Below are 26,311 nucleotides of genomic sequence, written 5' to 3' on the forward strand. Positions count from 1 at the left end.
AGAGAGGGGAGCAAGATCCCGTGAGAACGCCGAAAATGCGTCCGGACATGCGACGACCCCCGCCGGGGGGGAGAGCGGGGGTCGTCCCCACGGCCGACTCGGGGGGGGAGGAGTCGGGCCGGGTTAGCACGGTCGCGAACGATCCGTGACTTCCATGGTGTACCCGAGAGCCTTCTCAGGCAAACCCACGCGCCTGAGCTTACGCCGAATGGTGGGCCCTATGCTCGGCGTCGTGGAAAACCACTCCTTGCCCCGGACAGCCGCCTTCTTTGACCTGGACAAGACGGTCATTGCGAAGTCAAGCGTGTTCACCTTCAGCAAGTCCTTCTACCAGGGTGGTCTGATCAACCGCCGCGCTGTACTGCGTACCGCCTATGCGCAGTTCGTCTTCCTCGCCGGCGGCGCCGATCACGACCAGATGGAGCGGATGCGCGCATACCTATCGGCGCTGTGCCGCGGATGGAATGTCCAGCAGGTGAAGGAGATCGTCGCCGAGACCTTGCACGATCTGATCGACCCCATCATCTACGACGAGGCCGCCTCGCTCATCGAGGAGCACCACATCGCCGGCCGCGATGTGGTGATCGTCAGCACCTCCGGGGCGGAGGTGGTCGAGCCGATCGGCGAGCTTCTGGGCGCGGACCGGGTGGTGGCCACCCGCTTGGTCGTCGAGGACGGAGTGTTCACCGGAGAGGTGGAGTACTACGCCTATGGCCCGACCAAGGCGGAGGCGATCGCCGAACTGGCGGAGTCGGAAGGCTACGACTTGTCACGCTGTTACGCCTACAGCGATTCGGCGACCGACCTCCCGATGCTGGAGGCGGTCGGCCACCCCCATGCGGTCAACCCGGACCGGGCGCTGCGGCGCGAGGCGGCGGCCCGCGGCTGGCCGGTGCTCTCCTTCAACCGCCCGGTCCGGCTGAAGCAGCGCAGGCCCTCACTCTCCATGCCACCTCGCCCGGTGCTCGCCGTGGCTGCGGCCGTCGGCGCGGCCGCCGCCACCGCCGGGCTGGTGTGGTACACCAATCGACGCCGCGCCCTTTATGCCCGCATTTAGGGGTGCAGCAAAGATCTGCGGTGAGGGGTTCCGCTTGGCCTCTCGCAGGAGTACAAAGGAATCGACGGCCCGCGAGACCAGGGGTATCCGGGAGGAAACCCTCAGACGCCAAGGCCCCACGGACCGAGCACAGATGCTGAGCACCCACGCGACGTCGACCCGTCGAATACGGGCCAGCCGCACCAGGTGACGGGCAGAAGTTCCCGACCTGATGGGCGAATCAGATTGCACGCATGGTAACCCGGTAGCTGTGCCAGCGGCGGTGCCCACGGGTACCGCCGCAACTCTTGTCGGGCGTCAGGCTGCTCTCGTCCAGCCTCAGACCGCCCCTCCGGCCTCAGACCCGCCCTTCCGGCATCGGCCCGCTCCACCGTCACGCCGCCCCTCGCTGCAGGGCCTCGCAGACCGCCGTGGACTCCCGCACCCCGAGTTCAACCGCCCGTCCGCAGTGTGCGATCCACACCGCCATGCCCTCCGGCGTTCCGGACGCATAGCCCTCCAGCGCCGCCATGTACGGCGCGACGCCCAGCTCCGCGTACCCCACCTCGGCCGGGCAGATCGACTTCGGATCGAGACCGCTGCCGACCAGCACGATCCGTTCGGCCGCGCGAGCCACCAGACCATTGCGGGAGACAAAGGGCCGCAGGGCGAGCAGTTCGCCATGCACCACCGCCGCCGTCACCAGCGCCGGAGCCTCGCTGCCCGTGAGCAGCAGCCGGGCCAGCCCATCGAGCCGCCCCGCCACCTCGTCCGCGTCCGGCAGCGGCAGATCGGACCCGATCAGCGGCTCATCCACCGGCTCACCCGACTGCCGGGGGCGTCCGACCCCCTTATCTCCCTCCGCCCCGCCCGCCGCGACCAGATGCAGCCGGGCCAGAACGCGCAGCGGCGACTGACGCCAGATGCTCAGCAACTGCCCCGCCTCGGCGGTCAGCCGCAGCGCCGCCCCCACCGTGCGCGGCTCGCCCTCGGCCCCGAAGTCCGTACGGCGGCGCACCTCTTCCAGCGCCCAGTCCGCACCGGCCAGCGCGGCGGAGCCCCGTGCCCCGCGCAACGCCGCCTCGGAGGTGACCTCATTACTGCGGCGGCGCATCACCCGGTGTCCGTAGACCCGGTCCACCGCGTTCCGTACGGCGTTCACGGACTCGGCCACACCGGGCAGCGCGGCCAGGGCGGCGAGCGGATCAGCTGACGTACTCATGAGTACGACACTACGCACACCGCACCGGGCGCCCCTCGTTGGAGTGGTGTTCTTCACGTAAATCCCGCATGGTCCGCGATCACTCACCTACGCTAGGTGAACATGAAGATCGCTTTCGTAGGCAAGGGTGGAAGCGGCAAGACCACGCTGTCGTCGCTGTTCATCCGCCACCTCGCCGCCGCTCACGCCCCTGTCGTCGCCGTCGACGCCGATATCAACCAGCATCTGGGCGTGGCGCTCGGACTCGACGAGGCGGAGGCCGCCGCGCTGCCCGCCATGGGCGCCCATCTCACGCTGATCAAGGACTACTTGCGCGGCACGAACCCCCGCATCGCCTCCACCGAGACCATGATCAAGACCACTCCGCCGGGCGAGGGGTCGCGACTGCTGCGGATCGGCGAGGACAACCCCATCTACCAGGCATGCGCCCGCACCCTGCGGCTCGACGACGGGGCGGTGCGGCTGATGGCGACCGGCCCCTTCACCGAATCCGATCTCGGTGTTGCCTGCTACCACTCCAAGGTCGGCGCGATCGAGCTGTGCCTGAACCATCTCGTCGACGGGCCCGGCGAGTTCATCGTCGTCGACATGACGGCGGGCAGCGACTCCTTCGCCTCCGGCCTCTTCACCCGCTTCGACATGACGTTCCTGGTGGCCGAGCCCACACGTAAGGGCGTCTCCGTCTACCGCCAGTACAAGGAGTACGCCCGCGACTTCGATGTGGCACTCCGGGTGGTCGGCAACAAGGTCCAGGGCCCGGACGACCTGGACTTCCTCCGTGCGGAGGTGGGCGATGACCTCCTGGTCGCGTTCGGTCACTCCGATTGGGTCCGGGCGATGGAGAAGGGCCGTGCGCCCCGGTTCGAGGAGCTTGAGGGTACGAACCGCGACGCGCTGCGGACTCTACGGGACGCGGTGGATGCCTCGTACGAGCGGCGCGACTGGCAGCGGTACACCCGTCAGATGGTGCACTTCCACCTCAAGAACGCGCAGAGCTGGGGAAACGCGAAGACGGGTGCCGATCTGGCCGCCCAGGTCGACCCCGCCTTCGCGCTGCGGGAGTTCGCGCCGGAGGAGGGTTCGGCGGCTACTCCCGCTCCCGCTTAGGACACGCCCGGCTCGGGGGCCAGGTAGCTCTTCCAGCCGCCCGGCGGCCGCATCCCGACGTCCAGCACCCGCAGCTTCTCGAGGATGTCGGGGTTCTGCGCGTCCAGCCAGTCGGCCAGCTGCTTGAAGGAGACACAGCGCACTCCCTTGCGCGGGCACACCTCCTTGATGACGTCCTCCACGGCGCGCATATACGTTCCGCCGTTCCAGGACTCGAAGTGGTTGCCGATGAACAGCGGCGCCCGGTTGCCCTCGTACGCCCGGTCGAAGGCGGCGAGCAGACCGTCGCGCATCGGACGGCCCCAGGTGGAGCGCTTGGGTCGCTTGCCCGCCTTCTTACGCGGCTTGTTGGCGAGGAAGTTGTAGTCCATGGAGAGCGTCTCGAACGAGCGGCCCGGTACGGGGATCTGCTGCAGCGGGAAGTCCCAGATGCCGTGGATCTTGCGAGGCCAGATCTGCAGCCCGCCGGGCGAGCTCGCGTCATAGCGCCATCCCAGCTTCGCGGCCGCCCGGATCAGCCTCTTCTGCCCCTCCAGACAGGGCGCACGGCCGCCGATGAGTTCCTTGCCGTAGTCGAAGGGGAGCGGTTTCTCGTGCTCCAGACCGGAGTTGGTCTTCCAGTTCTCGACGAACGACTCGGCCTGCTGGATCTCGCTGGTCCACTGCCCTGCCGACCAGGTGCCGACTCCGCGCTTGCGTCCGCAGAAGTGGCCGTTGAAGTGGGTGCCGATCTCATTGCCGTCCAGCCAGGCGCCGCGGAGCTGCTCCACCGTGGCCTTGATGCCCTCGACGTCGTTGAAGCCGATGGACGAGGCGCCGCGCCGATGACTGGGGGGATCGTAGAGGTACCGCTTCTCCGCGGGCAGCAGGTACACACCGCTGAGGAAGTACGTCATCGTCGCCCCGTACTTCCTGCCGACCGCGCGGAAGTGGGAGAACAGCTTGCGTTTGTCCTGACCGGCGCCGTCCCAGGAGAAGACGACGAACTGCGGTGGTCTCTCGCCCGGTTCAAGCCGCTCGGCCTTCGGCTGATAAGGCTGCGGGCCGGTGTCGGAGGTCGATCCGTCGCCGATGAGCCGTACCGCCTTGGGGGCCTTGTCAGGGTGGTTCGGCGCCCCCGGACCCTTCTGAGGGCCGTCCCTGTCGTGGCGCGGGCCCGCGGTGCCGCCCGGTCCATGGGTCTGGGCGGAGTCCCCCGAGCAGCCGACCGGCATGGAGAGCGCCACCACCGTGGCCAGCAGTGCAGTGACGTTTCTTCTGGCCCGCATACCGCCACCTCGTCCCTCGTGTCGCGCTGTGTCCAGGAGATCCGGCCGGATGGGAGCCAACCTCGCACGGACCGAGGAAAGGACAGAGGATGACAAGGCGTTTTAAATGACTATTCACCCCATAGGGCGAATAGCGACCCACTTCCACCCAAAAGACTTCCCAGCGACTTTACTCAGCATTACTATTCATTTACCAACGCTTGGGATTCAGTACCGCAGTACGCCGTGACCCACGGCCGCGCCCCTATCCGCGACCGAAGCCCCGGAGGAGACGGGAATGTTGAAGCTCTTGGACCGGACCCGCCGGGTCTCCCGTCGCAGACACGGAGATCACTCCGCCTCGGCCGTCCTCTTCCTGTTCGCCACTCCCCTCTCACTGGTCGTCGCCCCGGCCTCACTGGGCATCGCATTGGCCTGCGGCGCCTCGCTCCGAACCGGTCTCATGGTCGCCGCCGCGGTCCTTACGGTCGCCCTCCTCGCGGTCGCTCTGCTCACGGTGCTCCGCCGGCCCTCGGGCTCCGGGCGGGCGGCGGCCGATGGCCGGTCGGTACGACGGCTCGCGGAGGCCGGCGGCGTCCGGGCCTGCCGGCCATGGACATCTTGGCGTGATCACCACTGCACCCGTCCCGCCCCGACGGCCGCGGGCGTCGACGGGCACGCAGGCGGTCAGCTGCTCGGCGGGGTGAGCGCGTTCCAGCGCCATACGGCACCGCTGGTCCGCGACGAGCTGGCCCGGCTGGCACGGGAGGGGCAGCGGCCCAGCCAGCTGTTCCTCACCTGCGCCGACTCCCGCCTGGTGACGAGCATGATCACTTCCAGCGGCCCCGGCGACCTGTTCACCGTGCGCAATGTCGGCAATCTGGTGCCGCCATCGGGCGCCGATGGCTCCTGCGACTCGGTGGGCGCGGCGATCGACTATGCGGTGGAGGTGCTGAAGGTCAGCAGCATCACGGTGTGCGGGCACTCCGGATGCGGTGCGATGCATGCGCTGCTCGCCTCATCGGCGCCGACCCGAACACCGTCCCAGCCCGGGGCCGGGGCATCCGCCGGCGGGGCCCCGACGCCACTGGAGCGCTCGCCGCTGGAGCGCTCGCCGCTGGAGCGCTGGCTGCGCCACGGCGGGCCGGCGCTGGCGCGGATGGAGCGGATCGGTCGACTGGGGCGCGGCGAGGTCGCCCTGTCGAGCCGGCCGATCGTCGACGATGTGGAGCGGCTGGCGCTGGTCAATGTGAGACAGCAGCTCGACCATCTGATGGACCACGCCTGTGTGGCACGGCGGGTGGCGGAGGGCGGGCTGGCACTGCATGGAATGTATTTCCACGTGGCGGAGGCGCAGGCGTACGTCCTGGACACGGGCTCGGGGAGATTCCTGCCCGTCCGTCCGGACCATGGCGCGCCCATGCCCACCTGCCTCGCCACCCCGTCCCCCGCCCACGCCGGAAGCGGTCATTCCGCCGTCGCGGAGCGGGGAGGCTACCCCGTCCAGGGGGCCCTGGAGCTGGGGCGGTGACGTAGACCATGACAGGTCTAAACCAATTTTCGGCGACAGCCCTTGTCAGGGTGTGCCGTTGGCTGATGAGCTATGGCCTGGGACACAACGGACACCCTGGGAATGGGAGATGTCGTGAGTAACGAGAGCCTGGCCAACCTTCTTCGGGAGGAGCGTCGCTTCGCGCCGCCCGCCGAGCTGACCGCGAACGCCAATGTCACGGCCGAGGCGTATGAGCGGGCGAAGGCGGACCGCCTGGGCTTCTGGGCCGAGCAGGCCCGTCGGCTGTCATGGGCGACCGCGCCGACCGAGACACTCGACTGGTCGAACCCGCCGTTCGCGAAGTGGTTCGCCGACGGCAAGCTCAATGTGGCGTACAACTGCGTCGACCGGCATGTCGAGAACGGTCTGGGCGACCGGGTGGCGCTCCACTTCGAGGGCGAGCCCGGCGACACCCGCTCCCTCACCTATGCCGAGCTGCAGCGGGAAGTTTCCCAAGCGGCCCACGCTCTGACCGAGTTGGGCGTCCAGTCGGGCGACCGGGTCGCCATCTACATGCCGATGATCCCGGAGACCGTGGTCGCGATGCTGGCCTGCGCCCGTGTCGGCGCCCCGCATTCGGTGGTCTTCGGCGGCTTCTCGGCCGACGCTCTCGCCACCCGTATCCAGGACGCCGACGCCCGCGTCATCATCACCTCGGACGGCGGCTACCGACGCGGCAAGGCTTCCGCGCTCAAGCCCGCCGTCGACGAGGCGCTCACCCGGCCCGGCACCGAGAACGTGCGCAGTGTGCTGGTCGTCCGCCGCACCGGCCAGGAGGTGGACTGGCACGAGGGCCGCGATGTCTGGTGGCACGAGATCGTGGAGCGCCAGCCGGAGCAGCACACCCCCGAGGCGTTCGACGCCGAGCACCCGCTGTTCATCCTCTACACCTCGGGTACGACCGGAAAGCCCAAGGGCATCCTGCACACCTCCGGCGGCTACCTCACCCAGGTCTCCTACACTCACCACGCCGTCTTCGACCTCAAGCCGGAGACCGACGTCTTCTGGTGCACGGCGGACGTCGGCTGGGTCACCGGCCACTCGTACATCGTCTACGGCCCGCTCTCCAACGGCGCCACCGAGGTGCTCTACGAGGGCACCCCGGACACCCCGCACCAGGGCCGCTGGTGGGAGATCGTCCAGAAGTACGGGGTCACCCTCCTGTACACCGCCCCGACCGCGATCCGCGCCTGCATGAAGTGGGGCGACGACGTCCCGGCCAAGTTCGACCTCTCCTCGCTGCGCATCCTCGGTTCCGTCGGCGAGCCCATCAACCCCGAGGCGTGGGTCTGGTACCGCAAGCACATCGGCGCGGACACCACACCCGTCGTCGACACCTGGTGGCAGACCGAGACCGGCGGCATCATGATCAGCCCCCTGCCGGGCGTCACCGCGACCAAGCCCGGTTCGGCCCAGGTCCCGCTGCCGGGCATCGCCGCCACCGTCGTGGACGACGAGGCCAATGAGGTGGCGAACGGCCATGGCGGCTATCTGGTGCTCACCGAGCCGTGGCCGTCCATGCTCCGCACCATCTGGGGCGATGACCAGCGCTACCTGGACACCTACTGGTCCCGCTTCGACAAGCGCTACTTCGCGGGCGACGGCGCCAAGAAGGACGACGACGGCGACATCTGGCTGCTCGGCCGGGTCGACGATGTGATGCTGGTGTCCGGCCACAACATCTCCACGACCGAGGTCGAATCGGCGCTCGTCTCGCACCCCAAGGTCGCCGAGGCGGCGGTCGTCGGCGCCACCGACCCGCAGACCACCCAGGCCATCTGCGCCTTCGTCATCCTGCGCGGCGGCGCGGCCGAGGATGATGGCCTGGTCGAGGAGTTGCGGGCGCATGTCGCCAAGCAGCTCGGCCCGATCGCCAAGCCCAAGCGGATCCTGCCGGTGGCCGAGCTGCCCAAGACCCGCTCCGGCAAGATCATGCGCCGCCTGCTGCGCGATGTCGCCGAGAACCGCGCGCTGGGCGATGTCACCACGCTCACCGACTCCTCCGTCATGGAGCTGATCCAGAGCAAGCTGCCCTCCGCCCCCAGCGAGGACTGATCCGGCCCACTCCAGGGTCGGCACACCACAGGCGCCACAGACCCAAAGGCACTAAAAGCGCCACATCAGCACCAGGCACCACATGAGCGAGGGGCGTTCCCGCCAGGCGGGAGCGCCCCTCGCCGTGATGGCCGCAGGTGGCTGTCGCGTGGAAATTACGACAAGATGAGGGGCGGGAGCGCCGGGAAGTCTGGTCGGCATACGCCATACGTGTATCCGCACCACCGACCCACCCAGGAGGCCCGCCTGTGGCCGCGCCCACCAGCCGCAAGTTCCTCGGACGCCTGTCGCTGCCCGAGCGAACGTTCGTCACCGACGCGCTGCGCACCGAGACCGTCGGCGGTGTGATCCTCCTCGTGGCCGCCATCGTGGCGCTGATCCTTGCCAACACCCCGCTCAGCGGCCTCTACGGCGACATCAAGGACTTCTCCTTCGGCCCCCGGGCGCTGCATCTGCACCTCTCGGTCGCCTCCTGGGCCACCGACGGCCTGCTCACGATCTTCTTCTTCGTCGCCGGTATCGAGCTCAAGCGCGAGCTGGTCGCGGGCGAGCTGCGCGACCCCAAGGCGGCCGCGCTGCCCGTGATCGCCGCCGTCTGCGGCATGGCCGTGCCCGCGCTCGTCTATGTCGCCGTCAGCGCGAGCGGCGGCGGCAGCCTCAGGGGCTGGGCCGTGCCGACCGCCACCGATATCGCCTTCGCGCTCGCCGTCCTCGCCGTGCTCGGCACCGCCCTGCCCGCCGCGCTGCGCGCCTTCCTGCTCACCCTCGCGGTCGTCGACGACCTCGGCGCCATCCTGATCATCGCGATCTTCTTCACCCAGCACATCAACTTCATCGCCCTGGGCCTGTCCGTCGCCGCGCTCGGCCTCGTCTGGCTGCTGCACCGCAAGGGCGTCCGGACGGCCTGGATCCATCTCCCGCTCGCCATGGTGGTCTGGGCCCTGATGCACGCCAGCGGTGTGCATGCCACCATCGCCGGCGTCGCGATGGGCCTGATGCTGCGCTGCACCGTACGGGAGGGCGAGGAGCGCTCCCCCGCCGAACGAGTCGAGCACCGGCTGCGCCCTGTGTCGGCGGGCGTGGCGGTGCCGCTGTTCGCCCTGTTCGCGGCCGGGGTGCCGCTCTCCGGTGGCGCCGTGGCGGATGTCTTCACCCGCCCGGAGACCCTCGGCGTCGTCCTCGGCCTCGTCGTGGGCAAGGCCGTCGGCGTCTTCGGCGGCTCCTGGTGCGCCGCCCGCTTCACCAGGGCCGAGCTGAACGAGGATCTGGCCTGGGCCGATGTCTTCGCCATGGCCGCCCTCGCCGGAATCGGCTTCACCGTCTCCCTTCTCATCGGCGAACTCGCCTTCCCCGCCGATCCCACGCTCGCCGGGGAAATCAAGGCGGCGGTCCTCATCGGCTCGCTGAGCGCCGCCCTGTTCGCCGGCATCCTCCTCAAGCTGCGCAACACCAGGTACCAGCGGCTGTGTCAGGAGGAGGAGCGGGACGAGGACATGGACGGCATCCCGGATGTCTATGAGCTGGACACCCCCGGATACCACCTGCGGATGGCCGCCATTCACGAGGCAAAGGCCGCCGAGCACCGGCGGCTTGCCGAAGTGGCCGCCGCGAACGACTCCGGCGACGATGGTCCGGCATGATCTGAGAGGCTTGACGCCCGCAGAAATGCGCAGAAGACGTAGCAAGCACAGACGACGTACCAAGCGAGACGTACCAAGCGCGGACGGCGCAGCACGAGCGAAGACGCACAAGAGCAGAGGGAGATGGCGATGAGCGCAGCCGACGACGGCGGCAACCGCAGCCTCGGCCAGCTGGTGGCGACGGCGACCACCGAGCTGTCGGCGCTGATGCACGACGAGATCGCGCTGGCCAAGGCCGAGCTCCGAGTGGGGGCCAAGAAAGCCGCGGTCGGCAGCGGCGCGGGGATGGCGGCCGGGGTGCTGCTGCTGTTCTCGCTGCCGGTGCTGAGCTTCGCCCTCGCCTACGGCATGCGCGCCTGGACCGGCCTCGGCCTCGCCTGGTGCTTTCTGATCGTGGGCGGTATCTACTGGCTGTTCGCCGGGATCCTGGGGCTGCTGGCGCTGTTGAAGTTCAAGAAGGTCAAGGCCCCGAAGCGGTCGATCGCCTCGTCCAAGGAGAGCGCCGCCGTACTGGGGAGCGTCAAGCCGCATCCGCGGGCCGAGAGCAATGGCGGACGCTCTGTGCGGGATATGACACGCTCGTCGGCATGACCGTCCCTGATACCTCCGCGTCGGTCGTACGGCTCGACGGCCCCTGGACCCACCGGGATGTCGCGGCCAACGGCGCGCGCTTCCACATCGCCGAACTGGGTGACGGCCCGCTGGTGCTGCTGCTGCACGGCTTTCCGCAGTTCTGGTGGACCTGGCGGCACCAGCTGCCCGCGCTCGCCGACGCCGGCTACCGCGCGGTAGCGATGGATCTGCGCGGGGTGGGCGGCAGCGACCGTACGCCCAGGGGCTACGACCCGGCCAACCTCGCCCTCGACATCACCGGCGTGATCCGTTCGCTGGGTGAGCCGGACGCCGCGCTCGTCGGCCATGACCTGGGCGGATATCTGGCGTGGACGGCCGCGGTGATGCGGCCGAAGCTGGTGCGGCGGCTCGCGGTGGCCTCGATGCCGCACCCCCGCCGCTGGCGCTCGGCGATGCTGGCGGACGTCAAGCAGAGCGCGGCCAGCGCCCATGTGTGGGGCTTCCAGCGACCCTGGCTGCCCGAGCGCCAGCTGGTCGCGGACGACGCGGCGGCCGTGGGGCGGTTGATCCGGGAGTGGTCCGGGCCTCGACTGCCCGATGACGAGGCCGTGGAGGTCTACCGGCGGGCGATGCGCATCCCCTCGACCGCGCACTGCTCGATCGAGCCGTACCGCTGGATGGTGCGATCGCTGGCACGGCCGGACGGTTTCCAGTTCAACCGGCGAATGAAGCGGCCGGTGCAGGTCCCGACCCTGCATCTGCACGGGTCACTCGACCCGGTGATGCGGACCCGCAGCGCGGCGGGCTCCGGGGAGTATGTCGAGGCCCCCTACCGCTGGCGGCTCTTCGACGGGCTCGGTCACTTCCCGCACGAGGAGGACCCCCGGGCCTTCACCTCCGAGCTGATCAACTGGCTCAAGGACCCCGAACCCGACCGCTGAGCGGCGTCGGCCATACGCATTCCGACCGCGCGACGACGGTCGGGCGAACATCTGTTTTTCGAACAGCCAATTGCCTGGAGCATAGGCCAATTGCCGCAGCCACCGGCGATTACGGACCTTGGGTCAGGGGCAGACACCGAGGTATGGGCTGGACGCACGACTACCGTGACGCACCAAACAGCCGCGGCCCCCAGGCCGCCGCTACTGCCAATGCCGCGCTGAGTGTTTCCGAGCGGGGCGGCTCCGGGCCTACCCAAGGCCATGACCCGAACCTCGGGATTCCCCGCATCATCCGCCGCCGGGCCCGGTGGGTCTCGGCGCGGTTGCGCCATCCACGCAGCCGCTAGCAGTACCTCCGGCGCGGCCCGGGGCCCCGGCGACACCGGAAACCCCTGGTAGCACGCTCGGCACCACCGGATCACCCCGTTTTGGAGGGCCTCTCCGCTCTGGCTCCGCTCCGGAGGGCCACATTCCGCCGGGCGCATCCGCTCCGGAGGGCATATCCCTCGGCCACCGCGCTAGAGGGCACACCCCTGGCTGTCCACCGGCTGGTCGGCCGTACGCCCCTTCTCGATGTCCTGGCTCACCTCGTCCGCCGTCAGCGCGTACCCGGTGTTCGCATCGTCGAGGGACTTGGCGAAGACCACGCCGTACACCCGCCCCTGCGGGGTGAGCAGCGGGCCGCCGGAGTTGCCCTGCCGCACCGTCGCGTACAGCGAGTACACATCGCGGTGCACGGTGGAGCGGCGGTAGATGTCGGGGCCGTTGGCCTCGATACGGCCGCGGACGCGAGCGGCGCGCACATCGAAGGCGCCGTTCTCCGGGAAGCCGGCGACGATCGCGCCGTCACCGGAGCGCGCGTCGTCCTGGGCGAACTGGAGCGCCGGGGCCTGCAGCGAGGGCACATCGAGGACCGCGATATCGCGCTTCCAGTCGTAGAGCACGACCTTGGCGTCGTACAGCCGGCCCTCGCCGCCTATCTGTACGGTCGGGTCGCTGACGCCGCCGACGACATGGGCGTTGGTCATGACCCGGTTCGGTGCGAAGACGAAGCCGCTGCCCTCGAGGACCTTGCCGCAGCTGGGGGCGGTCCCGACGACCTTGACGATGCTCTCCTGCGCCCGCGTGGCCACCGGGGACTGGGCGAGCGCGGGATCGGGCTGCGGCACCGAGGTGATCGGCTCGTTGGCGAAGGGCGAGAAGACCTGCGGGAAGCCGTTCTGCGCGAGCACGGACGAGAAGTCGGTGAACCAGGTGTTCGCCTCGTCCGGAACGACGCGGGAGACCCCGAGCAGCACCTTGGAGTCACGGACCTCCCGGCCCAGGGTGGGGAGCGAGGTCTGGGCCACCAGGGAGCCGATCAGCCAGGACACCAGCAGCATCGCCAGGACGTTCACCAGCGCGCCGCCGGTCGCGTCCAGGGCGCGCGCCGGTGACCAGGTGATGTACCGCCGCAGCTTGTTCCCCAGGTGCGTGGTGGCGGCCTGGCCGACCGAGGCACACACGATCACCAGGACGATCGCCACCACGGCACCGACCGTGCCGGGGGATGTCTTGTCGGTCGTGCCGTCCCATATGAGCGGCAGCAGATAGACCGCGATCAGCCCACCCCCGATGAACCCCGTCACCGACAGCACACCGACGACGAAGCCCTGGCGGTAGCCGACGACCGCGAACCATACGGCGGCGAGCAGCAGCAGGATGTCCAGCACATTCACCGGAACACCGTCTCACGCGCGCCAGTCGAGTGAGACGTGCTTGGCGCGGTCCCACGGCCGCTCCCACCCCGCGAAATGCAGGATGCGATCGATCACTCCGGCGGTGAAGCCCCAGACCAGAGCGGATCCCACCAGGAAGGCGGGCCCCCGGTGGCCGCTGGGGTGGACGGTCGTGGCCCGGTTCGCCGGGTCCGTGAGATCCGCCACGGGAACCGTGAAGACCCGAGCCGTCTCGGCCGGGTCCACGGCCCCGACCGGGCTGGGCCGACGCCACCAGCCGAGCACCGGGGTGACGACGAAGCCGCTCACCGGGATGTAGAGCCGCGGCAGCACGGCGAAGACCTGCACCCCCGAGGGGTCGAGCCCCGTCTCCTCCTCGGCCTCCCGCAGCGCCGCGCGCAGCGGGCCCTCCTCGTCCGGATCCCCGTCCTCCGGGTCGAGGGCGCCGCCGGGGAAGGAGGGCTGGCCTGCGTGCGAGCGCAGCGATCCGGAGCGCTCCATGAGGAGCAGCTCCGGGCCGTCGGCGCCCTCGCCGAAGAGCACCAACACGGCGGAGGGGCGGCCGCCGCCCTGTGGGGGCGGCAGGAACCGGCTCAGCTGACGCGGCTCGATCGTCTCGGCCACCCGCGCCACCGGCAGCAACCACTCGGGCAGCCCATGGGCGCTGACCTCCACGTCCCCGCCGTACGTACTCGTCACTCAGCGGCTCCCAGGGGGGCGGCGGGACGGCCGGGGTAGTCGGACGGCGGGCGCAGGCGCTGGCCCGGCTGGCCGCCCATCTCGTACTTCAGCAGCTTCTTCGCCTTGTCCGGGTCGGTCTCGCCCTCCCCGTACGCCGGGCAGAGCGGGGCGATCGGGCAGGCGCCGCACGCGGGCTTGCGGGCGTGGCAGACGCGGCGGCCGTGGAAGATGATGCGGTGCGAGAGCATCGTCCACTCGCTCTTGGGGAAGAGCGCGGCGATCTCCGCCTCGACCTTCTCGGGGTCCTCCTGGGCGGTCCACTTCCAGCGCCGCACCAGCCTCCCGAAGTGGGTGTCCACGGTCAGGCCCGGCACCCCGAAGGCATTGCCGAGCACCACATTGGCCGTCTTACGGCCGACACCGGGCAGGGTGACCAGATCCTCGAGCCGGCCCGGGACCTCGCCGCCGAAGCGGTCACGCAGGGCGGCGGACAGGCCCAGCAGCGATTTGGCCTTGGCGCGGAAGAAGCCGGTCGGCCGGATCAGCTGCTCCAGGGCCTCCGGGTCGGCTGCCGCCATGTCCTCGGGCGTCGGATAGGCGGCGAAGAGGGCGGGGGTGGTCTGGTTGACCCGCAGATCGGTGGTCTGGGCGGACAGGACCGTGGCCACCAGCAGCTGGAAAGGGCTCTCGAAGTCCAGCTCGGGATGGGCGTACGGATACACCTCGGCGAGCTCACGGTTGATGCGCCGGGCACGGCGGACGAGGGCGAGCCGGGACTCGGGGCGGGCGCCCTTCGAGCCCTTGACCGATTTATGCGGCTTCGCGGCTTCTGTCGACTCGGCGGACTCTTGTTCGCCCACAGCGGAATTACGAGGTGCGGTCACCCGTCCGGCCCCCTTGCCCTGTGCTCTCACCGGCGTATTGGACACCCGGCCAGCCTAAGCCCACCCACTGACATCCGCCCCGGCCACCGCGAAGAGGTCCCCAATCGGACCCCTGCCGCACAGCTCGGCAGGCCAGTGCGTCAAACTTGTGATTGATCGCACTGTTTTACCGTCCGGCATCATGGGGACGTCGGTCCCCTGTGCATGTCGACAAGGAGAGACTCGTGGACGACGTTCTGCGGCGCGCCCCGCTCTTCGCGGCGCTCGATGACGAGCAGGCCGCTGAGCTGCGCGCCTCCATGGGAGAGGTCACCCTCGCGCGGGGTGACGCGCTCTTCCACGAAGGGGACCCCGGCGATCGCCTGTACGTGGTCACCGAGGGCAAGGTGAAGCTCCACCGCACCTCTCCCGACGGCCGCGAGAACATGCTCGCCGTGCTCGGCCCCGGCGAGCTGATCGGCGAACTGTCGCTTTTCGACCCCGGCCCGCGTACCGCCACCGCCACCGCCCTTACCGAGGTCAAGCTGCTCGGCCTCGGCCACGGCGATCTGCAGCCGTGGCTGAACGCCCGGCCCGAGGTCGCCTCCGCGCTGCTGCGCGCGGTCGCCCGGCGCCTGCGCAAGACCAACGACCAGATGTCCGACCTGGTCTTCTCCGACGTTCCCGGCCGCGTCGCCAGGGCCCTGCTGGACCTGTCGCGCCGCTTCGGCGTGCAGTCGGAGGAGGGCATCCACGTCGTCCACGACCTGACCCAGGAGGAGTTGGCCCAGCTGGTCGGCGCCTCCCGCGAGACCGTCAACAAGGCGCTCGCCGACTTCGCGGGCCGCGGCTGGCTGCGGCTGGAGGCGCGCGCGGTGATCCTGCTGGACGTCGAGCGGCTGGCCAAGCGCTCCCGCTGACGCCGGACGGAACCGCCGCACGGAGCGGATACGCGAAAACGGAGCGTAAGGGCCTCGCCGGGATTCCGGCGGGGCCCTTACGGCGCTCCTGAGCGGCGGACCACGGGCTGTGCAGCCACGGGCTGTGGAGGCCACGGGCTCCAGGAAGAGCGGGCTCAGATCAGCCCGTGCTCGCGCAGATAGTCCAGCTGGGCCCGTACCGACAGCTCCGCCGCCGGCCACAGAGACCGGTCCACATCCGCGTACACACGCGCCACGACCTCCGAGGGCGTCCGGTGACCGTCCTCGACGGCCGTCTCCACCTGCGCGAGCCGGTTGGCGCGATGCGCGAGGTAGTACTCCACGACACCCCGGGCGTCGCTCAGCACCGGCCCGTGGCCCGGCAGGACGGTGTCCACCCCGTCGTCCACCGTCAGCGAGCGCAGCCGCCGCAGCGAGTCCAGATAGTCGCCGAGCCGCCCGTCCGGATGCGCGACGACGGTCGTGCCCCGCCCGAGCACCGTGTCGCCCGTAAGGACCGCGCCATCGGCCGGAAGGTGGAAGGACAGCGAGTCGGCGGTGTGGCCGGGCGTGGGCACCACCCGTAGCTCCAGACCGCCGGTGGTTATGACGTCCCCCAGTCCCAGCCCTTCGTCCCCCAGCCGCAGCGCCGGATCCAGGGCCCTTACGGACGTCCGCGTCAGCTCGGCGAAGCGCGCCGCGCCCTCCGCGTGGTCCGGGTGGCCATGGGTGAGCAGCGTCAGCGCGACCCGCCTGCCCGCCCGCTCGGCGGTGGCGATGACGTCCTTGAGGTGTGCGTCGTCCAGCGGCCCGGGGTCGATGACGACGGCGAGGTCGGAGCCGGGCTCGGCGACGATCCAGGTGTTGGTGCCGTCCAGCGTCATGGGCGAGGCGTTCGGCGCCAGGACGCAGAAGGCCCGGTCGGTGGCCGGGCCGCCGATGGTGCCCCCACGCGGCTGGCCGGGCAGAGCGGATGCGTACGTCATGCGGAGAGTCCCCCCGTGGCTCCCGGGATGTGCTTGGTGAACTCATCATGACCCGGCCAGCTCAACACCAGTTCCCCGTTTTCCACCCGCGCCTGGGCCAGCACCGGCGTCAGATCCCGGTCCGCCGCCGCGGCAAGTACGTCGGCGACCGAGCCATGGGCCGCGAGCTGGCGCAGCGTCGCGATCGTGGGCGGCATCATCAGCAGCTCGCCCCGGTCGTAGCCGTCGGCCGCGTCGTCCGGACGGATCCAGACGGTCCGGTCCGCCTCCGTGGAGGCATTACGGGTGCGCTGCCCCCGCGGCAGCGCAGCCACGAAGAACCAGGTGTCGTAGCGGCGCGGTTCGAACTCCGGGGTGATCCAGCGGGCCCAGCAGCCCAGCAGATCCGAGCGGAGCACAAGCCCCCGGCGGTCCAGGAACTCCGCGAACGACAGATCCCGGGCGACCAGCGCCGCGCGGTCCGTCTCCCAGTCGTCCCCCGTCGTGTCCGCGACCACGGTGTGCGGCGTCGGGCCCGCGAGCAGGACCCCCGCCTCCTCGAAGGTCTCGCGGACCGCCGCGCACACGATGGCCTGAGCCTGCGTCGCCTCGCTCGGGTCCAGGCCCAGCCGCCTCGCCCACTGCGCCCGCGAGGGGCCGGCCCAGGTGACCATCCGCTCGTCGCGCGGGTCCACGGAACCGCCCGGATAGGCGTACGCGCCTCCGGCGAAGGCCATGGAGGCGCGTCTGCGCAGCATGTATACGGCGAGCCCGTCGGCCCCTCCGGCCGCGTTCCGCAGGCCCTCTGGGGGCGTTTCAGGGCCTTCCGGAGCCTCCGCGGGCCCCGGCACCGTGTCGAGCCACTCCGGTGCGTCGAGCTCGTCCGGTGAGTGCTCCCCGTCCCTGCCCTGTGCGTCCTGTGCGTCCTGTGGTGTGTCCTGTCCGTCCGTTCCGTCCGGTCCGTCTCGCAGCAGCAGCACGGTGGCGGCCCGGCGCGGTGTCACCGGTGTGAGCTCGCCCGCCGACAAGAGGCGGATCCGCTCTGGCCACTCGGGTGGATACCACTGGCCATTCGTAGTGGACATGGCCGGATGCTATGCGCTTACGGGCTGATGTTCGAGTGGCACCGGCGGCGCCACGCCGGTGCCGGCCCGCGCACCGGCGGTCACACCGGTCCGCGCCCACCGGCCCACCGGCCCACCGGCACGGCCCGCCCACGAGTCCGGCTCCCCAGTCCGCGACTTCGACGCCCGCCGGTCGGCGACCTCGACGCTCGCTAGTCGGCGACCTCGACCTGGATCTCGACCTCGACCGGCGCGTCCAGCGGCAGCACCGCCACGCCCACCGCGCTGCGCGCGTGCACGCCCGCGTCACCCAGGGCCTCGCCCAGCAGCTCGCTCGCACCGTTGACGACACCCGGCTGGCCGGTGAAGTCCGGTGCCGAGGCGACGAAACCGACGACCTTCACGACGCGCACGACCCGGTCGAGGTCGCCGACGACCGACTTCACGGCGGCCAGGGCGTTCAGCGCACAGGTGCGCGCCAGCTCCTTGGCCTCCTCCGGGGTCACCTCCGCGCCGACCTTGCCCGTCACGCCCAGCTTCCCCTCGACCAGCGGCAGCTGGCCCGAGGTGTAGACGTACGGACCGGTGCGCAGCGCGGGCACATACGAGGCCAGGGGCGCCGCGACCTCGGGCAGCGTCAGGCCGAGCCCGGCGAGCCTGCCCTCGACGGTGCCGCCCGCCATCAGCCCTTCTCCCGCTTCAGGTAGGCCACCAGCTGCTCAGGGTTGGGCCCGGGGACGACCTGGACCAGCTCCCAGCCGTCCTCGCCCCAGGTGTCCAGAATCTGCTTCGTGGCGTGTACGAGCAGCGGTACGGTCGCATATTCCCACTTGGTCATGGGGCCGACTGTAATGCCTCTCCGCCGGGCCCTGGTGCGTAGGGCGAGGGGCGACTGGTTAGGCTCCCCAGTGTGAGCAGGCTCCATGTCGTCAGCGGTAAGGGCGGAACCGGCAAGACCACGGTCGCCGCCGCACTCGCGCTGGCCCTCGCGGCCGAGGGCAGGCGCACCCTGCTGGTCGAGGTCGAAGGCCGTCAGGGCATCGCACAACTCTTCGAAACGGAGCCGCTGCCTTACGAGGAGCGGAAGATCGCCACCGCGCCGGGCGGCGGGGAGGTGCACGCTCTGGCGATCGACCCGGAGTTCGCACTTCTGGACTACCTCCATATGTTCTACAAGCTGGGCTCGGCCGGGCGCGCCCTCAAGAAGCTCGGCGCGATCGACTTCGCGACCACCATCGCCCCGGGGCTGCGGGACGTCCTGCTGACCGGCAAGGCGTGCGAGGCGGTGCGCCGCAAGGGCAAGGACGGCCGCTTCGTCTACGACTCCGTGGTCATGGACGCGCCGCCCACCGGCCGCATCACCCGCTTCCTGAACGTCAACGACGAGGTGGCGGGGCTGGCCCGGACCGGCCCGATACACAACCAGGCACAGGCCGTCATGCGCGTCCTGAAGTCGCCCCAGACGGCGGTCCACATGGTGACCCTCCTGGAGGAGATGCCGGTCCAGGAGACCGCGGACGGCATCTCCGAACTGCGCGCCGACGGCCTCCCTACGGGCGGCGTCATCATCAACATGGTGCGGCCCGCGGTCCTCGACCACGAGGCCGTCGAGGCCGTCGCCAACGGGCAGCGCACGGCCGTCGCCAAGGCGCTCTCCCAGGCGGGCCTGGGTGGTGCGCGCCGCGGCGGCATGGCCGAGCGGCTGGTCGACCCGCTGCTGGAGCAGGCACGGGAGCACGCCGAGCGGGTGGCGCTGGAGCGGGCGCAGCGCGCCGAGCTGACCGGCCTGGGGCTGCCGCTGCACGAGCTGGAGCTCCTTACGGACGGCATCGACCTGGCGGGGCTCTACCGGCTCGCGGCGGATCTGCGCAAGCAGTGGCCGACGTGAGCGGCGCCCCCCGTAAGGGCGCCACGGACAACGAGTCGTACGCAGGAGGCGGCATGGGCATGGACGTGGCACCCCGGCTGGACATCGACGTCCTGCTGGACGATCCGCAGACCCGCATCGTGGTGTGCTGCGGCTCGGGCGGCGTCGGCAAGACCACCACCGCCGCCGCCCTGGGCGTACGGGCCGCCGAGCGCGGCCGCAAGGTCGTCGTCCTCACCATCGACCCGGCCCGCCGGCTCGCCCAGTCCATGGGCATCGACGCGCTCGACAACATCCCGCGCCGGGTGGAGGGCATCGGCGACGGGAACGGCGGCGAACTGCACGCCATGATGCTGGACATGAAGCGGACGTTCGACGAGTTCGTCGAGGCGCACGCCGACCCCGAGCGCGCCCGGGCGATCCTCGCGAACCCCTTCTACCAGTCGCTGTCGGCCGGTTTCGCGGGCACGCAGGAGTACATGGCCATGGAGAAGCTCGGCCAGCTCCGGGCCCGCGACGAATGGGACCTGATCATCGTCGACACCCCGCCCAGCCGGTCGGCGCTGGATTTCCTGGACGCGCCGAAACGTCTCGGCTCCTTCCTGGACGGGAAGTTCATCAAGGTGCTGATGGCGCCGGCGAAGGTGGGCGGCAAGGCCGGGATGAAGTTCCTGAACGTGGGCGTGTCGATGATGACGGGCACGGTCAGCAAGGTGCTCGGCGGGCAGCTGCTGCGCGACGTTCAGACGTTTGCTGCCGCGATGGACACCATGTTCGGCGGATTCCGTACTCGCGCGGAGGCCACCTACCGGCTACTGCAGGCTCCCGGTACGGCCTTCCTCGTGGTGGCCGCGCCCGAGCGGGATGCCCTGCGGGAGGCCGCGTACTTCGTCGAACGCCTGGCCGCGGACCAGATGCCGCTGGCCGGGCTGGTGCTGAACCGGGTGCACGGCAGCGGGGCCGAACAACTGTCGGCGGAACGGGCGTTGGCCGCCGCCGAGATCCTTTCCCTGACGGGCGACCCCGCGGATCCGGCGGATCCGGCGGATCCGGACGATGCGCTCGCGAACGCGGCGGAGGAAAGTGATCCGGCCAAGAACGGTGCCGGGACAGAAAATCTTGCCGACGGCGGATTTGTCGATCCCCCCTCAGGGAATGCTCAAGCGCGGAACCCCTCGGCAGCGGACCCCGACGTCTCCCCCACGTCGGCGGACACGTCGGCGGAGCGGCTCGCCGCGGGCCTGCTTCGGCTGCACGCGGAGCGTATGCAGGTGCTCGGACGCGAGCAGCGCACACACGACCGCTTCACGGCTCTCCACCCCGAGGTTCCGGTGGCCCAAGTGGCCGCACTCCCTGGCGACGTACACGACTTGGCAGGGCTGCGAGCGATCGGCGATCGCCTCGCGGTCCCACTGGAACGGACCAAACGCGCGGGCTGAGTCGGTGCCCGCGCGGCGGTCGGCGGCGCGGGCACGAAGGAGACGTACGACAGGCAGCACGCATAACGGACAGCGGTGACGGGCCGTGACGGACGGCGGTGTCGGACCTCGCTGATCGGCCTCGGTGGCCATCGCCGATGCAGGCAGACGCCGAGGCAAGCCGAGACAGACAGAGGCGCGGGCGCGTATAGCGGGCCCTGGCGGACACGGCGCCCCAGCAAGCGGCTCACGACACCCCGCGCACACACGGGCACACGGGCACGCACGGACACACGGGCACACGGGCACACGGGCACACGGGCACACGGGCACACGGGCACACGACAGGCCACAGTCACCGACCGCGCAGAGAGTCACCAGTGGCTCAGGTGGCGGCAGATCAATCGCCGCCTCCCTCACAGACCAGCCACAGACCAACCCCCGGCCCGCACCGACCCGTTAGCCCTCGTCACCCATGTCACTCGCGCCCCCACGGCCGACCGCGGCCCTGGCCGCGGTCGTGCTCGGAGGCGTGCGCGTACCCGTACCCGCCCCTGACGAGGCGCGCCGTACTCGCACCCCCACTCGTGCCGATGACGAGAGGTGGGTGAGGTGATGATGAGGCGAGACGCTCACACCGGCAGGCCGTCAGCCGACCGCCGGCGCACCGCCGTCCGGTCTATCCGACCGCGGCGAAGCGCTCGTAGTCCTCGTCGTCGAAGGGCAGAATCCCCGCGCTGCGCTCGTACTCGACGCGCGCGGTTTCCAGGAGCCTGCGCCAGGAGGTCACCGTCGGCCGGCGGCGCAGCAGTGCTCGCCGCTCGCGCTCGGTCATCCCTCCCCACACGCCGAACTCCACGCGGTTGTCCAAGGCATCCGCAAGGCACTCGGTGCGCACCGGGCATCCGGTGCAGACCGCTTTGGCCCTGTTCTGTGCCGCGCCCTGGACGAACAGTTCATCTGGATCAGTAGTGCGGCAGGCGGCCTGCGCACTCCAGTCGGTTACCCAGCCCATGCTGGCGCCGTCCTCTCCCGAATCGGAGCTCCCCCACGGCGACAAACGGCATATTCACCGTCGCCAGTTGAGGACGTTACGGAAGCGAGACAAGGCGCAACACCCCCTGCAGGCCCAATCTTGGATGGTCCGAACGGACTATGGGTACGCGGCAGATCACCCAACGGAGTGAGCTGGCGGCATTTGCGATTACTAGTGCAAATAGGGGCAGTTCACCCGCCGAACAACGGGCAGCTCGGGACGGAGGCCGCAATCCGGGCAGGCCTCATCACTCACTTGAGTGAGGGTGGGGGTGTGGCTCAGCCACTCACCTGTGACTGGCGTGAAACAGCGTATGCGAACACCCGGTCCCCTGTCCGGCGATTCGAGACGTAGGCTGCGTCCTATGGGAAACACGCGCTCGAGCGGCGGGCTGTCCACCGCTCAACAGGCCGCCAAGTTCCTCGGCGTCAGCGCGCTGGCCGGTGCCGTGATGGCCGGGCTCGCGCTTCCCGCCGTGGGGGCGCTCGGCCTCGCAGCCAAGGGAACGGTCGAGGAGTTCGACGGAATTCCGGCCAATCTCAAGACACCGCCGCTCAGCCAGCGGACGACGATCCTGGACGCCGAGGGCGGGGAGATCGCGAAGGTCTACTCCCGTGACCGGACGATCGTCAAGCTGAACGACATCTCCCCGTATATGCGACAGGCGATCGTCGCGATCGAGGACGCCCGCTTCTACGAGCACGGGGCGGTCGACCTCAAGGGCGTGCTGCGCGCGGTCAACACCAACGCGCAGGACGGTGGGGTCTCCCAGGGCGCCTCCACGCTGACCCAGCAGTATGTGAAGAACGTGTTCGTCGAGGAGGCGGGCGACGACAAAGAGAAGGTCGCCCAGGCCACCCGGCAGTCCATAGGCCGCAAGATCAAGGAACTGAAGTACGCGATCAAGGTCGAGAAGGAACTGGGCAAGAAGCGGATCCTCGAGAACTACCTGAACATCACCTTCTTCGGGCAGCAGGCGTACGGCATCGAGGCCGCGGCCCAGCGCTACTTCAGCAAGTCCGCCAAGGACCTGAAGCTGGAGCAGGCGGCGCTGCTGGCCGGTCTCGTCCAGTCGCCCAGCCGCTACGACCCGGTCAGCGCCCCGAAGTCCGCCAAGGAACGCCGTGACACGGTTCTGCGGCGCATGGCCCAGGTCAAGGACATCACTCCGGCGCAGGCCGCCGCGGCCCAGAAGAAGCCGCTCGGCCTGAAGGTCAGCATGCCCAGGAGTGGCTGCATCACGGCCGTCCAGGGCGCCGGGTTCTTCTGTGACTACGTCCGCGAGACCCTGCTCAACGACCCGGCCTTCGGCAAGACGGCGGAGGCGCGTGCCAAGCGCTGGACCCAGGGCGGCCTGACGATCCGTACGACGCTCGACCCGAAGGCCCAGAAGTCGGTCCAGAAGTCGATCAAGGCGCATGTCTACCAGTCCGACCCGGTGGCCACCGCCGTGACGCTCGTCGAACCGGGCACCGGCAAGGTGCTGGGGATGGGCCAGTCCAGGCCGTACGGCTTCGGCGAGAACGAGACCCAGATCAACCTGTCCGCGGACAAGTCCATGGGCGGCTCGAACTACGGCTTCCAGGTCGGCTCCACGTTCAAGCCGATCACCGCGGCGGCCGCGATCGAGCAGGGCAAGAAGCCGTACCAGCGCTACTCCTCGCCGTACAAGATGGCGTATCCGAGCCCGGTCACCACCTGCAAGGGCACCTGGACCAACGACGAGGGCGCGACCGTCGAGAACGAGAACGAGAAGGAAGTCGGCCCCTACGGGATGCGGGACGCGACCGCCAAGTCGGTCAACACCTACTTCGTCCAGCTGATCAGCGACATCGGGGTCTGCCCGGTGACGCAGATGGCCGACAAGATGGGGGTGAAGCGCGCCGACGGCAAGGAGCACAACCAGGTGCCCTCCCTCACCCTCGGCTCCGAGGGCTTCTCGCCGCTGACGATGGCCAACGCCTACGCGACCTTCGCCAACCGCGGTGTCTACTGCTCCCCGGTCTTCATCGAGTCGATCATCGGCCCGGACCACAAGGAGCTCAAGGTCCCGCAGTCGAAGTGCTCCCGCGCGATGTCGGCGAAGACCGCGGACACCATCAACACGCTGCTGCGCGGGGTCGTCGAGGACGGCACCGGCAAGCAGGCCGGCCTCCAGAGCCGTGCGAGCGCCGGTAAGACGGGTACGACGGACGAGCGCAGGGCCGCGTGGTTCGTCGGCTACACCCCGAACATGGCCGGTGCGGTGTGGGTCGGCGGCCCGGGTGCCAAGGGCGTCAAGATGGAGAACATCACCATCGGCGGCGTCCCCCACGACAAGGTCTACGGCGCGGACACCCCCGGCCCTATCTGGAAGGACGCGATGAGCGGCGCCCTGGACGGCAAGCCGGCGCCGAACTTCGTGAAGGTCCCGATCAAGGACCCGAACGAGCGCAAGCCCCACGACGGCAAGAAGCCGGGCGACCACAAGCCGGGCCGTGGCAACGACGACGGCGGAAACGGCGGCGAGGACAACCCGTGGCCGGACATCTCTCTGCCCCCGGACCTGATCGGCGGCGGCAACGGGAACGGGAACGGGAACGGCGGCAACGGCGGTAACGGCAATGCAGACGGCGGCTGGCACTGGCCGCGGTAGCGAAGCGTCGCGATGAAGCGCCGAAGGGGGCCGGACAGAGATGTCCGGCCCCCTTTGTATGTGGGCGGGATGGCGACGCTGCGATCCTTACGGTTGCCACGGCAATAGGCCGACAACACAGCGCAAGCAAGCGGAACGCAACGCACACAGCACGTGGGCCACGGCGAAACGCACAGCACACGCCACCTAACGCAACGCGACTGACACTCGGCTCCCGAGCGAGAACTCCCAGCCCGCAAGCTGACCGCCCGCTGGCTACCCGCCCGCGAGCTGGCTACCCGCCCGCGAGCTGCCGCTTCACCGCGGCGGCGACCCGGCCGCCGTCCGCCCGCCCGGCGATCTTCGGGTTCACGATCTTCATCACGGCGCCCATGGCCCGCGGGCCCTCGGCACCGCCCGCCGCGGCCTCCCCCACCGCCTCGGCCACCAGGGCGTCCAGCTCCTCGTCCGTAAGGGGCTTCGGCAGATACTCGGCGAGCACTTCGCCCTCCGCCCGCTCCCGCTCGGCCTGCTCCGCGCGTCCACCCTTCTCGAACGCCTCGGCCGCCTCACGGCGCTTCTTGGACTCCCGCGCGACGATCTTCTCCACCTCGGCGTCGGACAGCTCACGGGCCCTCTCGCCCGCGACCTCTTCCTTCGTGATCGCGCTGATGGTGAGCCGGAGAGTCGAGGAACGCAGCTCGTCGCGCGCCCGGATCGCCGCGGTGAGATCGTTCTGCAGCCTGGACTTGAGCGTGGTGGTCATGGCGTCGAGTCTGCCAGCACTGGCCGGGAATCACCCGAAGATTTCTCCCCCGGCGGCGTTCTGCGACCATGGACAACATGCGCGCGCGATACGGAGTACCCCTGGGAATCACGGCGGTCGGCGCGGCCGGCCTCGCCTACGCCGCCGGCTTCGAAGTCCGGTCCTTCAGGCTCCGGCGGATCACCGTTCCGGTGCTCCCGCAGGGGATGCGACCCCTGCGCGTCCTGCAGATCTCCGACATCCACATGGTGAGCGGACAGCGCAAGAAGCAGCGCTGGCTCCAGTCCCTCGCCGGGCTGCGCCCCGACTTCGTGGTGAACACGGGCGACAACCTCTCGGACCCGGAGGGCGTACCGGAGGTCCTGGACGCGCTGGGCCCGCTGATGGAGTTCCCCGGCGCCTATGTCTTCGGCTCGAACGACTACTACGGACCGAAGATGCGCAACCCGGCCCGCTATCTCTTCGAGAAGGCCAGCGGCCGGCACGGGCTGAACGGCAACGCCCCGGCCGTCGGCGCCATCCACAACCCGTGGACGGAGCTCCGTGACGCCTTCGACGCGGCCGGCTGGGTCGGGCTGTCGAACACGCGCGGCCGACTGAAGCTGGAGGACATCGAGATCGCCCTCACCGGCCTCGACGACCCCCACATCAAGCGCGACCGCTACGCCGAGGTGGCCGGCGGCCCCGAGGCGGGCGCCGACCTCTCGCTCGCCGTGGTCCACGCCCCGTATCTACGCGTCCTCGACGCCTTCACGGCCGACCGCTATCCCCTGATCCTCGCCGGCCACACCCACGGCGGCCAGCTGTGCATCCCCTTCTACGGCGCCCTGGTCACCAACTGCGACCTCGATACCCGCCGGGTCAAGGGCCTCTCCCAGCACCAGGCCGGCGGCCACACCTCCTACCTCCACGTCTCCGCGGGCTGCGGCACCAACCGCTACACCCCGGTCCGCTTCGCCTGCCCCCCGGAAGCCACCCTGCTCACCCTGACCCCCCAGACCCCCTGACCCCGCCCCGGCCCACCGG

At 70.0% G+C, this 26,311-nt stretch carries 23 protein-coding genes and 1 pseudogene; 13 read left to right on the forward strand and 11 right to left on the reverse strand.

What is annotated here, in order from left to right; translation table 11 throughout:
- Positions 1-220: 220 nt before the first annotated feature.
- The gene (locus tag ACFYOY_RS04105) at positions 221-1,057 is read left to right on the forward strand and encodes an HAD family hydrolase (RefSeq protein ID WP_351882078.1); all 837 of its coding nucleotides are present in this window, start codon (positions 221-223) and stop codon (positions 1,055-1,057) included.
- A 373-nt stretch (positions 1,058-1,430) separates the two neighbouring features.
- Here ACFYOY_RS04105 and ACFYOY_RS04110 read toward each other — a convergent pair whose 3' ends face one another.
- The gene (locus tag ACFYOY_RS04110) at positions 1,431-2,258 is read right to left on the reverse strand and encodes an oxidoreductase (protein WP_351882080.1); all 828 of its coding nucleotides are present in this window, start codon (positions 2,256-2,258) and stop codon (positions 1,431-1,433) included.
- Positions 2,259-2,360: 102 nt separating this feature from the next.
- On the opposite strand from ACFYOY_RS04110, the gene ACFYOY_RS04115 reads away from it, so the two are divergent.
- Positions 2,361-3,365: an ATP-binding protein gene (locus tag ACFYOY_RS04115; RefSeq protein WP_388584690.1), complete on the forward strand. Its 1,005-nt coding sequence runs from the start codon at positions 2,361-2,363 to the stop codon at positions 3,363-3,365.
- On the opposite strand, the gene ACFYOY_RS04120 is transcribed toward ACFYOY_RS04115, so the two are convergent.
- Positions 3,362-4,633, reverse strand: coding sequence for a hypothetical protein (locus ACFYOY_RS04120; protein WP_351882084.1), 1,272 nt, complete (start codon positions 4,631-4,633; stop codon positions 3,362-3,364). The two genes, ACFYOY_RS04115 and ACFYOY_RS04120, sit on opposite strands and share 4 nt — an antisense overlap.
- A gap of 520 nt (positions 4,634-5,153) precedes the next feature.
- On the opposite strand from ACFYOY_RS04120, the pseudogene ACFYOY_RS04125 reads away from it, so the two are divergent.
- The 6 genes and pseudogenes from ACFYOY_RS04125 to ACFYOY_RS04150 form a co-directional block, all read left to right on the forward strand.
- Positions 5,154-6,143 (forward strand): annotated as a pseudogene (locus tag ACFYOY_RS04125) (carbonic anhydrase); the annotation flags it as partial.
- Between the two features lie 114 nt (positions 6,144-6,257).
- Positions 6,258-8,219: an acetate--CoA ligase gene (acs, locus tag ACFYOY_RS04130; RefSeq protein ID WP_388584693.1), complete on the forward strand. Its 1,962-nt coding sequence runs from the start codon at positions 6,258-6,260 to the stop codon at positions 8,217-8,219.
- Positions 8,220-8,467: 248 nt separating this feature from the next.
- Positions 8,468-9,859, forward strand: a complete 1,392-nt coding sequence (gene nhaA / locus ACFYOY_RS04135) for a Na+/H+ antiporter NhaA (RefSeq protein WP_351882088.1) — start codon at positions 8,468-8,470, stop codon at positions 9,857-9,859.
- A 129-nt stretch (positions 9,860-9,988) separates the two neighbouring features.
- Complete coding sequence (locus tag ACFYOY_RS04140; protein WP_059142389.1) at positions 9,989-10,450, forward strand: phage holin family protein; 462 nt, start codon at positions 9,989-9,991, stop codon at positions 10,448-10,450.
- Positions 10,447-11,373: an alpha/beta hydrolase gene (locus tag ACFYOY_RS04145; protein WP_351882090.1), complete on the forward strand. Its 927-nt coding sequence runs from the start codon at positions 10,447-10,449 to the stop codon at positions 11,371-11,373. Before ACFYOY_RS04140 ends, ACFYOY_RS04145 begins: the two co-directional genes overlap by 4 nt.
- Positions 11,374-11,516: 143 nt before the next feature.
- The gene (locus ACFYOY_RS04150) at positions 11,517-11,720 is read left to right on the forward strand and encodes a hypothetical protein (protein WP_078642266.1); all 204 of its coding nucleotides are present in this window, start codon (positions 11,517-11,519) and stop codon (positions 11,718-11,720) included.
- A 171-nt stretch (positions 11,721-11,891) separates the two neighbouring features.
- Here ACFYOY_RS04150 and ACFYOY_RS04155 read toward each other — a convergent pair whose 3' ends face one another.
- The 3 genes from ACFYOY_RS04155 to nth are packed head-to-tail and all read right to left on the reverse strand — an operon-like array spanning position 11,892 to position 14,632.
- Positions 11,892-13,091: a MarP family serine protease gene (locus tag ACFYOY_RS04155; RefSeq protein WP_351882092.1), complete on the reverse strand. Its 1,200-nt coding sequence runs from the start codon at positions 13,089-13,091 to the stop codon at positions 11,892-11,894.
- A gap of 12 nt (positions 13,092-13,103) precedes the next feature.
- Entirely contained in the window at positions 13,104-13,790 is a 687-nt protein-coding gene (locus ACFYOY_RS04160; RefSeq protein WP_351882094.1) for a CoA pyrophosphatase, read from the reverse strand.
- The gene (nth, locus tag ACFYOY_RS04165) at positions 13,787-14,632 is read right to left on the reverse strand and encodes an endonuclease III (RefSeq protein ID WP_388584699.1); all 846 of its coding nucleotides are present in this window, start codon (positions 14,630-14,632) and stop codon (positions 13,787-13,789) included. The genes ACFYOY_RS04160 and nth overlap by 4 nt, the downstream gene beginning before the upstream one ends.
- Positions 14,633-14,880: 248 nt before the next feature.
- Between nth and ACFYOY_RS04170 the strand changes: the two genes are divergently transcribed.
- Complete coding sequence (locus tag ACFYOY_RS04170; protein WP_014061749.1) at positions 14,881-15,555, forward strand: Crp/Fnr family transcriptional regulator; 675 nt, start codon at positions 14,881-14,883, stop codon at positions 15,553-15,555.
- 155 nt (positions 15,556-15,710) lie between these two features.
- Here the strand turns inward: ACFYOY_RS04170 and ACFYOY_RS04175 are convergent, their stop codons facing one another.
- From ACFYOY_RS04175 to ACFYOY_RS04190, 4 genes are all read right to left on the reverse strand, one after another.
- Complete coding sequence (locus ACFYOY_RS04175) at positions 15,711-16,541, reverse strand: MBL fold metallo-hydrolase (RefSeq protein ID WP_351882097.1); 831 nt, start codon at positions 16,539-16,541, stop codon at positions 15,711-15,713.
- On the reverse strand, positions 16,538-17,605 hold the full coding sequence (locus ACFYOY_RS04180) for an NUDIX hydrolase (RefSeq protein ID WP_351882099.1): 1,068 nt from the start codon (positions 17,603-17,605) through the stop codon (positions 16,538-16,540). Before ACFYOY_RS04180 ends, ACFYOY_RS04175 begins: the two co-directional genes overlap by 4 nt.
- 191 nt (positions 17,606-17,796) lie before the next feature.
- Positions 17,797-18,267, reverse strand: a complete 471-nt coding sequence (locus ACFYOY_RS04185) for a RidA family protein (RefSeq protein WP_388584702.1) — start codon at positions 18,265-18,267, stop codon at positions 17,797-17,799.
- A complete protein-coding gene (locus tag ACFYOY_RS04190; RefSeq protein ID WP_020870215.1) occupies positions 18,267-18,422 on the reverse strand; it encodes a DUF4177 domain-containing protein in 156 nt (51 codons plus the stop codon). Before ACFYOY_RS04190 ends, ACFYOY_RS04185 begins: the two co-directional genes overlap by 1 nt.
- A gap of 72 nt (positions 18,423-18,494) precedes the next feature.
- On the opposite strand from ACFYOY_RS04190, the gene ACFYOY_RS04195 reads away from it, so the two are divergent.
- Together ACFYOY_RS04195 and ACFYOY_RS04200 are read left to right on the forward strand one after the other, a co-directional pair.
- Positions 18,495-19,472 carry an ArsA-related P-loop ATPase gene (locus ACFYOY_RS04195; protein WP_351882103.1) on the forward strand — a complete coding sequence of 326 codons (978 nt, stop codon included), beginning with the start codon at positions 18,495-18,497 and terminating at the stop codon, positions 19,470-19,472.
- Between the two features lie 53 nt (positions 19,473-19,525).
- The gene (locus ACFYOY_RS04200) at positions 19,526-20,890 is read left to right on the forward strand and encodes an ArsA family ATPase (RefSeq protein WP_388585279.1); all 1,365 of its coding nucleotides are present in this window, start codon (positions 19,526-19,528) and stop codon (positions 20,888-20,890) included.
- A 658-nt stretch (positions 20,891-21,548) separates the two neighbouring features.
- Here ACFYOY_RS04200 and ACFYOY_RS04205 read toward each other — a convergent pair.
- Complete coding sequence (locus ACFYOY_RS04205) at positions 21,549-21,884, reverse strand: WhiB family transcriptional regulator (protein ID WP_014061756.1); 336 nt, start codon at positions 21,882-21,884, stop codon at positions 21,549-21,551.
- Positions 21,885-22,269: 385 nt separating this feature from the next.
- Here ACFYOY_RS04205 and ACFYOY_RS04210 point away from each other — a divergent pair, with 385 nt between their 5' ends.
- A complete protein-coding gene (locus ACFYOY_RS04210) occupies positions 22,270-24,540 on the forward strand; it encodes a transglycosylase domain-containing protein (RefSeq protein ID WP_388584707.1) in 2,271 nt (756 codons plus the stop codon).
- Between the two features lie 274 nt (positions 24,541-24,814).
- On the opposite strand, the gene ACFYOY_RS04215 is transcribed toward ACFYOY_RS04210, so the two are convergent.
- The gene (locus tag ACFYOY_RS04215; RefSeq protein ID WP_351882107.1) at positions 24,815-25,285 is read right to left on the reverse strand and encodes a GatB/YqeY domain-containing protein; all 471 of its coding nucleotides are present in this window, start codon (positions 25,283-25,285) and stop codon (positions 24,815-24,817) included.
- 77 nt (positions 25,286-25,362) lie between these two features.
- On the opposite strand from ACFYOY_RS04215, the gene ACFYOY_RS04220 reads away from it, so the two are divergent.
- Positions 25,363-26,292 carry a metallophosphoesterase gene (locus ACFYOY_RS04220; protein WP_388584710.1) on the forward strand — a complete coding sequence of 310 codons (930 nt, stop codon included), beginning with the start codon at positions 25,363-25,365 and terminating at the stop codon, positions 26,290-26,292.
- Positions 26,293-26,311 lie beyond the last annotated feature (19 nt).

This window comes from Streptomyces sp. NPDC007875 (assembly GCF_042868035.1).
GTDB classification, from domain to species: domain Bacteria; phylum Actinomycetota; class Actinomycetes; order Streptomycetales; family Streptomycetaceae; genus Streptomyces; species Streptomyces antimycoticus.